10 protein-coding genes are annotated in these 14,392 nt (G+C 60.3%); 5 read left to right on the forward strand and 5 right to left on the reverse strand.

The genetic code is table 11. From position 1 onward, the window contains the following. The first annotated feature begins 61 nt into the window (after positions 1 to 61). A complete protein-coding gene (locus HALLA_RS02350) occupies positions 62 to 1,327 on the forward strand; it encodes a glycosyltransferase family 61 protein (RefSeq protein ID WP_049951882.1) in 1,266 nt (421 codons plus the stop codon). 169 nt (positions 1,328 to 1,496) lie between these two features. After that, positions 1,497 to 2,942: a lipopolysaccharide biosynthesis protein gene (locus HALLA_RS02355; protein WP_049951883.1), complete on the forward strand. Its 1,446-nt coding sequence runs from the start codon at positions 1,497 to 1,499 to the stop codon at positions 2,940 to 2,942. Positions 2,943 to 3,059: 117 nt separating this feature from the next. Here the strand turns inward: HALLA_RS02355 and HALLA_RS02360 are convergent, their stop codons facing one another. Both HALLA_RS02360 and aglG read right to left on the reverse strand, forming a co-directional pair. After that, entirely contained in the window at positions 3,060 to 4,007 is a 948-nt protein-coding gene (locus HALLA_RS02360) for a glycosyltransferase (RefSeq protein WP_049951884.1), read from the reverse strand. 6 nt (positions 4,008 to 4,013) lie between these two features. Beyond that, the gene (aglG, locus tag HALLA_RS02365; RefSeq protein ID WP_049951885.1) at positions 4,014 to 4,955 is read right to left on the reverse strand and encodes a glucosyl-dolichyl phosphate glucuronosyltransferase; all 942 of its coding nucleotides are present in this window, start codon (positions 4,953 to 4,955) and stop codon (positions 4,014 to 4,016) included. A 207-nt stretch (positions 4,956 to 5,162) separates the two neighbouring features. Here aglG and HALLA_RS02370 point away from each other — a divergent pair, with 207 nt between their 5' ends. The 3 genes from HALLA_RS02370 (at position 5,163) to HALLA_RS21575 (ending at position 9,606) form a co-directional block, all read left to right on the forward strand. Beyond that, the gene (locus tag HALLA_RS02370) at positions 5,163 to 8,210 is read left to right on the forward strand and encodes an oligosaccharyl transferase, archaeosortase A system-associated (RefSeq protein ID WP_049951886.1); all 3,048 of its coding nucleotides are present in this window, start codon (positions 5,163 to 5,165) and stop codon (positions 8,208 to 8,210) included. Between the two features lie 89 nt (positions 8,211 to 8,299). Beyond that, a complete protein-coding gene (locus tag HALLA_RS02375) occupies positions 8,300 to 9,229 on the forward strand; it encodes a DUF368 domain-containing protein (protein ID WP_049951887.1) in 930 nt (309 codons plus the stop codon). 242 nt (positions 9,230 to 9,471) lie between these two features. Then, positions 9,472 to 9,606 carry a DUF7503 family protein gene (locus HALLA_RS21575; RefSeq protein ID WP_277921472.1) on the forward strand — a complete coding sequence of 45 codons (135 nt, stop codon included), beginning with the start codon at positions 9,472 to 9,474 and terminating at the stop codon, positions 9,604 to 9,606. A gap of 96 nt (positions 9,607 to 9,702) precedes the next feature. Here the strand turns inward: HALLA_RS21575 and HALLA_RS02380 are convergent, their stop codons facing one another. From HALLA_RS02380 to HALLA_RS02390, 3 genes are all read right to left on the reverse strand, one after another. After that, complete coding sequence (locus HALLA_RS02380; protein WP_049951888.1) at positions 9,703 to 11,784, reverse strand: hypothetical protein; 2,082 nt, start codon at positions 11,782 to 11,784, stop codon at positions 9,703 to 9,705. Between the two features lie 63 nt (positions 11,785 to 11,847). Further along, positions 11,848 to 12,993: a Cdc6/Cdc18 family protein gene (locus HALLA_RS02385; RefSeq protein WP_049951889.1), complete on the reverse strand. Its 1,146-nt coding sequence runs from the start codon at positions 12,991 to 12,993 to the stop codon at positions 11,848 to 11,850. Continuing rightward, positions 12,993 to 14,387, reverse strand: coding sequence for an anaerobic glycerol-3-phosphate dehydrogenase subunit C (locus tag HALLA_RS02390; protein WP_049951890.1), 1,395 nt, complete (start codon positions 14,385 to 14,387; stop codon positions 12,993 to 12,995). Before HALLA_RS02390 ends, HALLA_RS02385 begins: the two co-directional genes overlap by 1 nt. Between the last annotated feature and the right edge of the window lie 5 nt (positions 14,388 to 14,392).

Raw genomic sequence — 14,392 nt, forward strand, 5'->3', positions numbered from 1 at the left:
ATAGTCCGTGATTCCGACCTGAACCGTCAGCGACTTATCCGCTGCTTCTGGAACGATTCGTATGCCACTCCGACGAGTTCGACAGAAGGTTCGCGACGTCGGAGTCCTCGAGTTGCTCAAACGCGGGATCGAAACCGGGGCCGCGCCGAGGCTGTTCGCGGGAAAACTCGCGCTCGATACCAGAATTAGCTACCTCGAGCGCGCGGGGCTGGCCCGAACGCCGGATGCCGACGCGTTCGCGTTCGGTACCGAGGAGTCGATCGCGCTCGAGGCGCCGCCGAGTTCCCCCTCGGAACTCGAGCGGATGGCCGGTTCGTTCTCGTTCGAGCAACCGTTCGTCTGCCGACTGCCGACGGCTCGACTCGTCGGGCGGGACGCGCTGGCCGTCCGCCCGGATGGATCCTTCCTCCTCGAGACCTCGCTCGGCCGGCGCGACAGACTCGAGCAGTCGCTGCTGGCGGAGCCGTCCCTGCTCAGTCGGGCGCTGTGGAGACAGTCCGCACTCGGGGCTCCGTCGGCGGACGACCGGAACCTCGAGACGGTTTGTTCGTTCGTCGACGGCTGCCTCGGCGGCTATTCCCACTGGGTGTTGACCGCGCTGCCCCGGCTCGAGGGCCTCCGGCGGTGGGAAGAACGGACGGGCGAGCGCGCAACGATTCTGGTTCCGAACGACGCGTCGAGTTGGGTCCTCGAATCGCTCGAATTCTTCGGATACGGATCCGATCGAATCACGGCGTGGAACGGGGAACCGACGACGGTCGAGGGGCTAGTCGTCCCGTCGGTTCGCTCCCCCGAGCAGCCCAGGTCGGCCTACGCCCATCGGTTCACGTACGACCTCTCGTACAAGCTCACGTCGCCGGCCGCCTGCCGGTGGCTCCAGTCGGCCGCTCGAGAAGCGGCGTCCTCCCGGCGTTCCGAGAGTCGCTCCGAACTCGAGCCCTGCCCCGCGGGCCGCGGCCGGCGCGTGTACATCTCGAGAGCCGACGCCGACCGGCGGCGGGTCCGCAACCGCGACGAACTGCTCGAGGCGCTCGCGACGAACGGATTCGAACGGTATACCCTCTCGTCGCTCTCGTTCGCCGACCAGGTTCGGCTCTTTCTCGAAGCGGACATCGTCGTCGCACCTCACGGAGCCGGGTTCGCCAACCTCGCGTTTGCGAGCGACTGTACGGTGGTCGAACTGTTCGGGTCGAAGGTCAAACCCACCTACTGGCTGCTCGCGGGCGCACTCGGACTTGAGTACGAGCATCACCTGTGCGAGGCCGCCGGGGACGACCTGCGAGTCGATGTTCGGACCGTAACCGATTCGATCGAGGCACGCTTGTGATCGCCGCGAACTCGCCGCCGAGATGGCGTAGACGCCGTGCGAACGGCCGCCGGTTCCGTTCGTTCGCTCGAGTCGGTCCACAAAGCCTTTTCACACACATGATCAGACTGATAGGCGTGGCACCGAAAGACGCGCACAGACGGGTGGGTGACTCCACCTCGACGCAACTATGAGAATCGGTCAAACGTCGTTCCTCCAGTTCGTCGCCGAAATCGCCGCCTCGGCGGTCGGATTCGTCGCGACGATTTACTTCGCTCGCGTCCTCGGCGCGGAAGTGCTTGGCTACTATTCGGTCGCGCTGGCCGTGGTGACGTGGCTCGGGATCAGCGGGAAGATCGGCCTCTCGAGTGCGGTCACAAAGCGCATGAGCGAGGAAACTGACTCGTACGCGTACTTCTGGGCGGGCGCGTCGATCATCGGGTCGATATTCGTCGTCCTCGCGATCGGCGTGTTCGTCTTTCAGGGCCAGTTGAACGCCTACATCGGCGAAGAGGTCCACCTCATCGTGGTCCTCATGCTGGCCGCGGTTCTGTGTAACTCCCTTTTCAACGCGGCGCTGCAGGGCCAGCACAAGGTACACATCTACGCCGTCCTCAAGCCCCTGAAAATTGGCGGGCGGGCGATCGTCCAGGTCGCCCTCGTCGTCGCCGGATTCCAACTCACGGGGATGCTGGTCGGCTACTCGACGGGCTGGATGCTGTCAGCGTTCGTCGCCGCCGTCGTGCTCATGCCGCCGTTCGAACGGCCAACGCGTCGGCACTACAAACGGCTCGTCGACTTCGCGAAGTACGCCTGGATCGGGCGCGTACAGGGCAAGACCTTCAGCGAGGTCGACATTCTCGTTCTGGGCGCGCTCGTCTCGAGCGCTCTCGTCGGCGTCTACTCGATCGTCTGGGCGCTGTGTTCCTTTTTCTTGATTTTTGGGTACGCCGTCAGCACCGCGATGTTCCCCGAGATCAGCAAACACGACACGAACGACGAGCGAGGGCGGGTGGCGACCCTGACGACGGAAGCGCTCTCGTTCGCGGGGTTCGTTCTCATCCCGGGAATCGTCGGCGGCCTCCTCGTCGGCGACCGCGTCTTGGCGATCTACGGAACGGAGTTCATCGAGGGCCAGTACGTCCTGCCGATCTTGCTGTTCGGCTCGCTGCTGTACTCGTATCTCGATCAGTTGCTCAACACCCTCAACGGGATCGATCGACCGGACGTCGCGTTTCGCGTCAACGGCCTGTTCATCGTCGCGAACGTCGTCGCGAACGTCGGTCTCGTCGCCGCAATCGGCTGGGCCGGTGCAGCGGTCGGGACGACGCTATCGGCCGGATTGGGCCTCGTGGCCGCGTTTTACGCGCTCCGGAACCGCCTCGAGTTCGACCTGCCGCTGGCCGAAATTTCCCGCCAGTGGATCGCGGCCATCGCGATGGGCGCTGTCGTCTATCCCGCGACGATGCTCGCCGGACCGCCTTCGGAGAGCCTCGAGTCGACGGCCGTCACCGCCGGCATCGTCGCGGGCGGCGCTGCGGTGTACGTCGTCGTCCTCTTCGCGATGTCGGCGCACTTCCGCGACGTCGTTCGAAACAATGCACCGATCGACATTCCGCGCGTCACGGGCCGATAGCCGGAAACACTCGTCGATAGGCGGAATCGCTCCACCCACCGCTCTCGGTACTGGACCTCGAGATTCGAGACTGAGTGCCGGGTGCCGAAAACGGCGGCCACGGCTCGGAAGTTTCGATCAGAGAACGTCGTTGTAGATCCCGAGAATCCGATCGCCGATCCGGTCCCAGCTCACTTCGCGAACTTCTTCGCGGCCGTTCGACCGCGAGTCTGCCTCGAGGACGGAAACGAGGTGATCGACCAGTTCGTCTTCCGTTTCGCCGACGCCCGAAGGCGAGACGTTCTCGAGACGAGTTCGCACGTCGCCGACGGCCGTCGAGACGACCGGGAGGTTACAGGCCATCGCTTCCTTGACCGTGTTCGGGGAGCCCTCGTGTTTCGAGGTGAGCAATAGCGCGTCGGCGGCGTTCATGTAGACGGGCACCTCCTCGTGGTCGACCCCGGAGATGGTCTGGAGTTCGATCTTCTCGTCGAGGCGGTCTCGAGCGCCCTCGACGACGCGCTCGGCCAGTGGGTAGTTCTTGCGCTCGTAGTCGGGCGAGTACGGAAAGAGGACCTGCTTCGTGTCCCGGTCCCAGCCGACTCGCTCGCGGGCCTCGAGCCGATCCATCGGTTCGAACCGCTCGAGGTCGATGCCGCTCGGGAGGATGTGGGCCTCGCGGCCGAGCAGATCCCGCATCTCCGCGCTGCGGACCGTAATCGCATCACAGCGCCACGCACACGCTTTCGTCACCCGACCGTCGAAGCCCACCACGTCCGAGCCCCACAGCGTGAGGACGACGGGCAGCGAAAACTGGGTGATCGCGTAGGGGGCGGTGAGCCCGTAGTTCGCGTGGATTAGGTCGAACTCGCCGTCGCGGAGCGCGCGTCGCACTCGCGGGAAGAACTCAAGGTACTCCCAGACGCCCCGCCCACTGCCCATGTCGCCGTCAATCTGGTCTTCGCCCGGCACGACGACCACCGTCGCGTCGACGCCTTTTGACTCGAGGGTCTCGATCTGCTGGTCGAAGAAGACCTCTCTCGAGGTCGTCAGGTAGAGTACTCGAAGCGGCCGATTCCGGTGCATCGTTGGTCAGGACTCCTCGCCGATCAGCGACGCGTCTGATTTCGAAAGCCCGTACAGGTAGCCGAATCCGACGGCCGCGGTGAACACGAAGATAGCCACGAGCTGTTTGACCTTCGGCAGTGACGGACTGATCGCGAGGTTTCGGAGCCGGGAGGGAACGAACTCGAGCATGAGCTGTTTCAGGTAGTCGTTCTTGTCGCCCGCGGCTTCCGGAAGGAGGAGGTCCATGATCCGTTTGGAGTACCCCTGCCAGAACGACCGGAAGACGAGCCAGCGAAACTCCCCGCGGTAGTCGAAGAGCTTGTGGTGGACGACCGCGTCGGTGTTGTAGATCACGCCGGTCCCGTACTTGTTCGCGATTCGAATACAGACGGGTGCCTCGTGGGCTTGAATGTGCCTGTCGCCTTTGCGGCCGGTGTTTTGGTCGTAGCCCCCGACGTTCAGGAAGATATCGCGCCGGTAGGAGATGTTCGAGCCGTAGGTGTTTCGCAGTTCCTCCATGTGCTCGCCCATCCCGCGTTCGTCACAGCCGACGAGCCAGTAGAACTCCGCGGGGAAGAAGTCGGGTTTCTCGGTCACCCAGTCGGCCGCGACGTGGCCGCCGACGGCGTTCGCGTCGGTCTCCTCGTAGACGCGGGCGAGTTCGTCGATCCAGTCCGGTTCGGCGACGGCGTCGTCGTCGATGAACGCGACGACCTCGCCGTCGGCGAGTTCGGCACCCTTCGTTCGACTGTAGGAGATGCCCTGATTCTCGTCGTTACAGTGGACGACGACATCGTCGTGGTCGCCGAAATCGTTCTCGACGCGATCGTAGACGGCGTCGTTGCCGTCGACGACGATCACGGTCTCGAGGGGATCGTACCGCTGGGCGAGGACGCTTTCGACGCACTCCGAAAAAACGTCGTACCGCTCCATCGCGTACGTGCAAATGACGACGGAGACCTTCATTGGCGATTGATTGCGATGACCGGCGAATAAGCCTTTTCGTTCGCCGGTAGTCGGTGTCGAATCTGTGAGTGACGACGAATCCGACTGGTAGACGCGGGATAGTTCCAGTTTCGAGTCGAAATTACCCGTCCGTTCGGCCCGTCTCGAGATAGCGGACCGACAAGTAGATGACAAAGCTTATTCCCGACTTGGGACAGTTCCAAGTTAATGAGTACCGATACGGAACACGTCGGCGAGGAAACGGAGTCCTCCTTCCTCGAGACGTTGAAACAGTGGTATCACCTCCCCCTTATCGGGGTCGTGATGCTGTTTATGTACTGGGTCCGAATGCGGCCCCGGGATAATTTCACGTACGAAGACGGCTCGCCGATGCTGAGTGGCGTAGACTCGTATTATCACTGGCGGACGATCGAATGGACCGCGGAGAACTTCCCGCATACGATGCCGTACGAAGTGTATACCGGATTTCCCTCCGGTGCCTACGTCGGCCAGTTCGGGACGTTGTTCGATCAACTCATCGTCACGGCGGCGATGATCGTCGGACTCGGCGATCCGTCGTCGGAGACGCTCTTTACCGTCGCGATTCTATCGGTTCCGATAATGGCGGCACTCGTCGCCGTTCCAGTCTTCTACATGGGGCGGCGCCTCGGTGGCACGGTCGGCGGTCTGGTCTCAATCGTCGTGCTCTCCTTGTTCCCCGGGAGTTTCCTCGCACGAAGCACCGTCGGGCAACTGGATCACCACGTCGGCGAAGTGCTGTTCATGGCAATCGCCGTGCTGGCGATGATGGTCGCGCTTCGAGCCGCCGAGCGCGATAAGCCGATCTACGAACTGCTTGTAGACAGAGACTGGGCAACGCTGAAGGCGCCGACGATCTACAGCGCTCTCGCTGGACTCGCGGTTTCGCTGTACATCTGGGTCTGGCCGTCGGGCGTCGTCCTCGTCGGCGTTCTCGCCATCTTCTTCGCCGTCCAGCTCTGTCTGGACTACGTCCGCGGCGTTTCTCCCGATCACATCGCCTTCGTCGGAGCGATCAGCATGGGTGTTACCGCACTCATCACGGCACTGCTGATCGAAGAACTGAGCGCGAGCGCGACGAGTTTCGGCTACGTCCAACCGGTCGCGGCGCTGCTGGTCGGGTTCGGCTGCGTGTTCATGGCCTGGCTGGCGCGTCAGTGGGATAACCGCGATCTCGAGTCCCGGTATTACCCGGCGGCGATCGCGGGATTGATCCTGGTCGCATTCGCCGGAATGGCACTGGTTCTTCCCGACCTCTTCGGAACAATCTCCGACAATCTCGTTCGCCGACTGGTGCCGTTCGGAGGCGCCGGTACCGACGCGACGATTCAGGAAGCCCAGCGCCCGGAGAACTTCCTCTCGGCGCACGTGTTCGAGGAGTTCGGTGCCGCCTTCTACACGATGATCGTTGGAATCGTGTTTCTCCTCCTTCGGCCGTACTTCGATCGGGAGTTCCGCACAGAGCACACGCTCCTGATCGTCTGGGCACTGTTTCTCACGAGCATGGCGGCGACGCAGGTCCGGTTCGCTTACTATCTCGTTCTCCCGGTAGCCGTGCTCAACGCGGTGTTCATCGCGGATATCTCTCGGTTCATCAATCTCGACCTCGAGCACGGCCTCCAGAGCGTCAAACAGATCGAGACCTACCAGATAATCGTCATTGGGATGGTCGTGTTGCTCGTCTTCGCGTCGATTCCGATGGCTGCCGCCAGTCCGTGGCAAGTCACCGGGGACAATCCCGAGGCGGGCAGCCCCGCCCCAGCACCGAGCGCAGGTTCGCAACTATGGGAGGGATCCAACCAGTGGCTCGCCGAAAACACGCCGGATCCGGGCAACTACGGCGGCGCTGACAATGCCAGCGAACTCCCGTACGACGGCACCTACGAGTACCCCGACGGCGAGGATTACGACTATCCCGGGGGTGCCTACGGCGTGATGTCGTGGTGGGACTACGGCCACCTGATAACGACGCAGGCCGAGCGGATCCCACACGCGAACCCGTTCCAGCAAAACGCCGAATCATCCTCGGCGTATCTGACCGCCGATTCCGAAGAGCGCGGTGAGATGATCCTCGAGACAATTCGAAGCGACGCGGACGTCGACTGGGAAGACGTCTCCGACGAGGAACTCGAGACCGCACTCGAGGACGCCAACACCACCGACGAGGAGATGCGGTACGTGATGATCGACTCGTCGATGGCCGGCGGCAAGTTCGGTGCGATCACGCAGTGGACCGGACCGGACCAGCAGGAGTATTCGCTTCCGGCGGATTACGAGTCCGGTGATACGATCTCCCCCGATGACCTCGACGAAGAATACGTCGAGGACGAGAGCCTCTACAGCCAGACGATGCTCTCGAAGATGTACTTCGAGAACGGCCACAATATGGAGCACTACCGGCTCGTCCACGAGAATACCGACCAGGCGTCGCAGTTCATCAGTTACGCCATCATGGACGGCGACGAAGTACTCGTCGAGAACGGACAGCCACAGATCGGCGTCAATCGGGAAGCTAGCCGAGGGCTCCAATCCCAGTTAAGACAGATCCAACAGCAATCTCCGTACGACGTGGAGATCTTCGACCAACGCATCGGTCCCGGCCTCAAGACCTTCGAGCGCGTCGAGGGCGCGACGATCACCGGCACCCTCGAGGACGAGGAACTCGCCGCCGACGACAGCGCGATGATCACGGCGACGCTCGAACTCGAGACGGCTGACGGACGCGTCTTCGGCTACGCACAGGAAGCCGATATCCAAGCGGACGGCAGCTACGAACTGACGGTGCCGTACTCGACGAGCGGCGATCTCGGCGTCGAGGACGGCTACACCAACAGCAGCATCGATGCGCTCGACGAGTACAACCTGACGGTAACTGCAGACGAAGGCAATACGTCCTACGTCGAGCAGTACGACGGGCAGGTCGACGTCTCCGAAACCGCGGTCGTCGAAGGCGAATCGGTCGACGCCGGCACCCTCGAGGTCGTCGAAGACGGTGATGTCGGCGAACCAGCCGACGATGTCGTGGACGACGGCGGAGACGAAAGCGGCGATGGGAACCAGTCCGACGAGGGCAATCAAACGGACGACGGAACGAGCGACAACGAAACGGCCGCTGACGACGGTGGCGACGAGACAGCCACTGATGGCGGCGACACCACGGGAGAGAGCGGCGGCGATCAGACCGACGACACGCAGGCCGACGCCGAAGACGATCAGACAACCGACGGCACCGAGTAGTCGCAATCTCGCGGGCGTATTTTCTCGAGTCCGACACGTCGAATGCGAGTGAGAACGCTTTTGCCGACACCCGGAATACACCTCGAGCGATGCGTGAATTTCTCCGCGTCTACTGTAAGGGGCTCTCGATGGGTGCGGCGGATGTCGTTCCCGGCGTCTCCGGGGCGACCATCGCGCTGATCGTCGGCATCTACGATCGCTTGATTCAGGCGATTACGGCGATCGACCCGCGCGAGTTCGGACCGGCCGTCCGCCTCCACACGCCGGAGGGACGCGAGGCGTTTCTCGAGTTGTTCGAGCGGACGGATGCAGCGTTCCTCATCTCGCTCGGGCTCGGTATCGTGACGTCGATCGTCGTCCTCTCGCAAGTGATGCACGACGCGGTGACCTCCTACCCGGTTCCGACCTACGGGTTCTTCTTCGGGTTGATCGCCGCCTCGGCCGTCGTCCTCTACGGGAATATCGACACGTGGACGGTCCAGCGAGTCGCCGTGGCGGCGGTCGGCATCGCGATCGCGCTCGCCGTTACCGGGGTGTCCGCAGGGGGAATTTCACACGCTCTTCCGTTCGTGTTCGTCGCGGGTGCGATCGCGATCTGTGCGATGGTGTTACCCGGTGTCTCGGGGTCGTTCTTCCTCGTCCTGCTCGGGCAGTACGAGTACATGACCGGCATCTTGAGTTCGTTCGTCGACGGCGTTTTCGGACTCGTTACCGGCGAACCGCTCGAGCCGGTCGTTGACGCCGGAATAATCGTCGTCGTCTTCGTCGTCGGCGCGGCGATCGGTCTCTTTTCGATGGCACACGTCGTTCGGCGCGCGCTGGATCGATATCGCGCGCTGACGCTGGTTTTCCTAGTCAGTTTGATGGTTGGGTCGCTTCGACTGCCTATCGAGAGGGTTGTGTCGAACCTCGACGGCGGTGTCGGTCATTCACCGATCGCCGCGATCGTCGCCGCCGTCATCGGCGGGGCGGCGGTGCTCCTCGTCGATCGGTACACGGAGGATCTCGAGTACGCGTAACCTGCCGACGGTGGCTCGTTCGGACGCTCGTGGAACCTGCGCCCGATCCGTCACGGAACGCGGTCGTCTTCCCGGCGCTCGAGGCGAGAGTCAGCGGGAATAGGGATCGGAAATCGGGTTACTGCTAGCAATTGTCTTCTCACAGACAGCTGAACTTATATTTTGAACCATGTATTTTACATAAAACATCTTTGAGGATATAAGATATATTTATTACCAATGGAAACAATTAATGGAATGCAATGTCCGCAACAGAATCCATGAAAGACTTCCTCGCATCGCACCCACGAATGCTCGGCGCGCTGTTCACGCTCGTGCTGCTGCTCGGACAGGCAGGAACAGTCGCTGCTGGAACACACACTCAGGTGGGTCCGTAGGTTTTAGAAGGGAGAAGATCGGTTACTTGGTTTTCTCAACACGATCTTAGTTGGAAATGGGATTTATAATTGCTTTTGCTTCGGTTACATGCTTTCTCAATCTATTGGTAATGGGCCAATTCCATCATTCCATTCCAACTCTCCGTTGATTAAAATAGGCAACTCAGTCCATGTGAGGTATTCTTCTAATGATTCCTTTTCGACCCGAGAGGTAGGCATTTTTCCTGGGCTCAGATGGCGGTCTTGCACGGATTCTAGTAATGATGCTGTTACTGACCCGAGCTTAAACTCCTTTGTTGAGTACGACTGTAGCGCGAATCCAAATTCAGATCCTTCGTACTTCTCGAGCGAAATTATCGATGGAGCACCGCCTTCCGTTTGTGCGATATCAACTGAACCATCGCCAACGATAAGATATTCGTCGCCGAGTGTCGAGTTCTCTCGCGTGATCTCGAGTGCGCCTCGAAGCGAAAATCCTCGGTTGAGTAATCGGGCCATCATTTCTCCCGTTTCGACGGCGTGTTCGTTTATAACGTCATTGTATGTACTCACTCCTCCATATGCGCCACGCTGAGTGAGTGCAAGTCCCTGTTCATATGAGCGACAGGCGTTTAGGAAGAAGACACCGACATCGACAGAATCGAGCGTTCTTACGTCAAGGTCGCCATCAAGACATTTGATACCATCTTCAGTAGCGTGGCCAATGTAGTGGACGAAGTCGTACCCGCCTTCGGTCAACAATTCTGCGAGACGATCCGAACTGACTCCGAATTCAGAGTCGATGTCGAACGGAAGCGTTTCACGATTGCCATAGGTTTGGTCAAGAAAATCGTGTTCGTCGGTCATCCGTGCATCGTTGCAAACGATGAGAATTTCGATCGATTCACGCAGTGAATCGCGAGACAATTGACTTTGATACGCTTCAACCGACGCTTTTGACGCTCCAAGAGGAATTTGCTTACCAAACCATGCATGTTCGATTGATTCGTCGGTAACTGCTGGCTTGACGAACGAGTTACTGTCCGTCGACAAATCCACATTCTCGGTTCTGTATTCGCTTGCTGATCGGACAAACTGCGCCTCTGTCGGCTTGTGCTGTTCTAGTGTTGGTTTCCGATGGGATTTAGTTTCACGAATAATCCCGAGTTCGTTGACGATAAACGGCAGTAGCTCGGCGTTTTCTGGCGTTGAGGGGACGTGTGCCGTCAGTGGCCAGCGAGGAATGTACTGTTTAATCCAATCGTATGGAATCTCGAGATATCGTTCAAGTTGTTCGGATAGGGAGAGTGAATACGTTTCAGCAAGGTCAAGTGGGAGCTCATCTTCCAGCATCGTTAACTCGTGAAGTCTATTCCCAAAAATGCCTTCAGTCCGGGTCAAGCAATCGAGAAAGAAAATTTGCTTTAACAAGCGAGCAAACTCGTCTTCTAATTCCTGTTCAGTCCCAAGTGCGTAATCGAACTCGCTAGTTTTGAGCAGCGGTTCTGTACCCGGACGAATAGTCGCTCCAAGGTAAAATGCAAGCGGAGCAGCGTGGAACAAGTTTTGATATTCTGGTGGAATCGTTATTTGAATCTCGCTCTCTGGTTGTTCAGCCCCTTCTGGAATGTGCAGTTCATCACCGAGTTCAATGAGTGGTGGATGTCCCCTGAGTGTCGGCCAAGCACGCTCAGCACTTGTCGTTTTAAGTGCCGATGGAAATGCTGAGACTGCTTTCATCATCGATTCTACGTCGTGTGAAGTTGTAATCGTCTCGGCGGGATGCTCGTGAAGCGATCTCATGCCAAGCCTAACCGTCGCTTCGCTTTCAAGGGATATGCGAATTGACTTCAGACCTACTTCGATCGTTGCTGGACAGTCGACTTGTACGTACAATCTAATTGGTCCACTGAGACCGACAAATCGCGTTCCAGTGTCGAGGTTTACAACATCGCCAGCATCGAGATTCTCTTTCGCCCGGCCTGTATTGTCATGGGTGGTAACAGAGTAAAGCTGATCGAAGAAGAGTTCGGCAGTTTTGAACGTGCATGATTTATCAACAGGAAAATAAAAATTCTCCGTCGCAACTGGTGTTGGGGAAATAGTATCAGATGTTTTGATCTGTAACCGTCGCTGCTCGATCGAATCATATACTTCAAGCCCAGCAGGATTTGTCGTCCCTTCAAATTCAATACTCATGCTACCTCCTCTCTATCTATCAATTGAGTGCAAAGTACAAAAAACAACCGCTGGTGTCTGACGCTACTCGGCGACGAGTGACCGAAATGCGATCGGCGAGAACCGCGGTTCGACCGAACTCGGACGACGCCCAGATCCCGTTGAATCCAGCCCAACGCGCTCGAGAACCTCGAGATCGGCGAGTTCGTAGAGGAATCGCGTCACGGTGCTCGCCGTCACCGACGACTCCGATTCGATCTCTCGTGCGACCTCGCGAATCGGCTTCGAATTCTCCGAAACTGACAAGAGGTCGAGAAGCACCTTCTGTCTGTTCGATGACAAGGATAGCGTTCGATCGATGTGTACGCCGGTCTTCGGTACGTCCGCCATCGCGGTCTCGAGGTGGTCTTCGCCGATCCGGCCTTCGTTTGCCTCGTTCGCGAGACTTGCGGCGACGTAGAGCGCTGCGAGCGCGTTGTGGGCGTTTCCCTCGGCCCAGTCGGCGAGGGCTCGGATCGAGTCGTGTTCGATCGCGCCGGCGGCGAGGCCTGTCGAGGTTCGATCGGCGAGGATGTCGACGAGTTCGTGGCGTCTGTATGCCGGCAAATCCACCGTCGGCCCGTTCCAGTCGCCGGGTTCGCTCGTGCCCACGGCAACGGTTGTGACATCGTCCTCGACCGACCCGAGCAGCTCGAGAACCCGCTCGTACGCGAGCGTCTCCGGTTCGTCGTGGTGGTCGATGGCGACGATGGCTCGGTGATTCGGTCGCTCGAGCCGGCTCACCAACCGCCCTCGAAGCTCGTCGGTGCCGATGCCGCTCTCCGGAACCGTTTCGTCGGATATGGTCGAGAGCGCGGCTCGATAGAACGCGAAGGGGGTTTTGACCCGTCGCCCGTCGATGTAGACGAACCACGTCGTCGGCCCCGAGCGATCGGTTCGCGTCGACGTTCCGATTACCCGGCCCGAGTCCCCGAAGATCTCGTTCAACGCCGCGAACAGCGCCGTTACGACCGCGGACGTTCCCGATCCCGGCGGGCCGGCGACGGCGATCGGCGGGGGCAACTCGCCGTCGAACACCGGCTCGAGCGCGTCGAGACAGCGCTCGAGCACCGAGCCGCGACCGACGGGTTCGGACGCGTGGACGGCCGGACTGAGATACTCGCGGTCGACGAGGAGCCGGCCGCCGTTGTGTGCCGACTGCCGTCGAGCGATCCGTTCGTGCAGATCCATCAGGCGGCGTCCCCTCCGCTCGCATCGGGACCATCGCCGTTCTCGGAGTCGACCAGCGCCGCCGAAAGGACCTCGAGCGGGTGTTCGATCTCGTAGCCGGTCCCGTGTTCCATCTGCATCGCGCAGGTCGGACACTCCGTCATTCCGGACTCGGCGTCTGCTTGCTCCATGTGTTCGAACATCTCCGCGCCGATTGCCATCGACGTATCGTAGTGCTCGTCCTTCCAGCCGTAGGTGCCGGAGATTCCCGAACACGAATCGCCCACGTCGTGTGCGTCGATGCCGTCGATGGTCGAGAGCACCTCGACGGTCTGGCCGTCGAGGCCTTGATTTCGCGCGTGACACGGCGTGTGGTAGGCGACGTCCGATCCCTCGACGCTCGTACCGGCGAGTTCGCTCTCTAAGTCCTCGTGAACCCGCAGGAACTCGAGGGCCTCCCAGGTGTGTTCGGCGACCGTTTCCGTGTCCTCGAAGTCGAAGAGTTCGGGATACTCCTGGCGTAGCGACATCGAGCAGGACGTACAGGAGGCGATGATCTCCGCGCCGTCTTTGATCGCAGCGCCCAGTTCGTCGACGTTCGTCTCGGCGGCGCGTTCGGCGTCGTCGAGCATTCCGTTCGCGTACATCGGGGTTCCCGAACACCGCTGGTCGGGGACGAGGACTTCGTAGCCGAAGTGTTCGAAGACCTGAACCATCGCCTTGCCGACCTCGGGCGTGTTGTAATTCGAGTAACAGCCGTGGAAGTACGCGACGCGCTTTTGCTCGTCGGCGCTCGAGTCCTTCCGGCGCGTTCTGGCTTCCCGTGCGTTCTTCCTCGAGGCGGCGGCCCCGCCCCGTTTTTCCCACCACTCGCGGAACGTCTCCGTCGCGAACGAGGGGAACTCCCGTTCGCCGGTGATCCCCAGTAGCTTCTCGTTTAGTACCTGTGTCACTGTCAACCCCATCACGAAGTTCGTGAGGCGAGGTACTTTACTTCCGATGCGAGCCATGGTGCCGTAGTTCGAGAGGAGTCGATTCCGCCAGTACTCTCGAGAGAACTTGCTCATGTTCTGCTCGACGTACTCGCCTCTGGCCGTGTTGTGCATCTGGGAGAGCGGCACCTCCGAGGGGCAGGCGTTATCACAGCGCATGCAGTTCGAACACTTCATCACCGAGTCGTCGATGTCGTGGTCGTCCTGTCGCTTGAGCCGCCACTGTTCGGGCCCCTGGAACTTCGGCCCGGGGAACTCGTCGTCGACCTCGGCAACGGGACAGTTCGTATCGCACGTCGAGCACTTATAACAGTCGTCCGCGCCCGGTCGGAGGTCCATCTCCTCGGCCTCCGGAAAGACCTGTACCGGTTCGAACTCGTTGCTTTCCGATCCGTCGTCCGTTGGCTGGTGTGTCTCACTCATCGAAT

It is taken from the genome of Halostagnicola larsenii XH-48, assembly GCF_000517625.1.
Taxonomy (GTDB): Archaea; Halobacteriota; Halobacteria; order Halobacteriales; family Natrialbaceae; genus Halostagnicola; species Halostagnicola larsenii.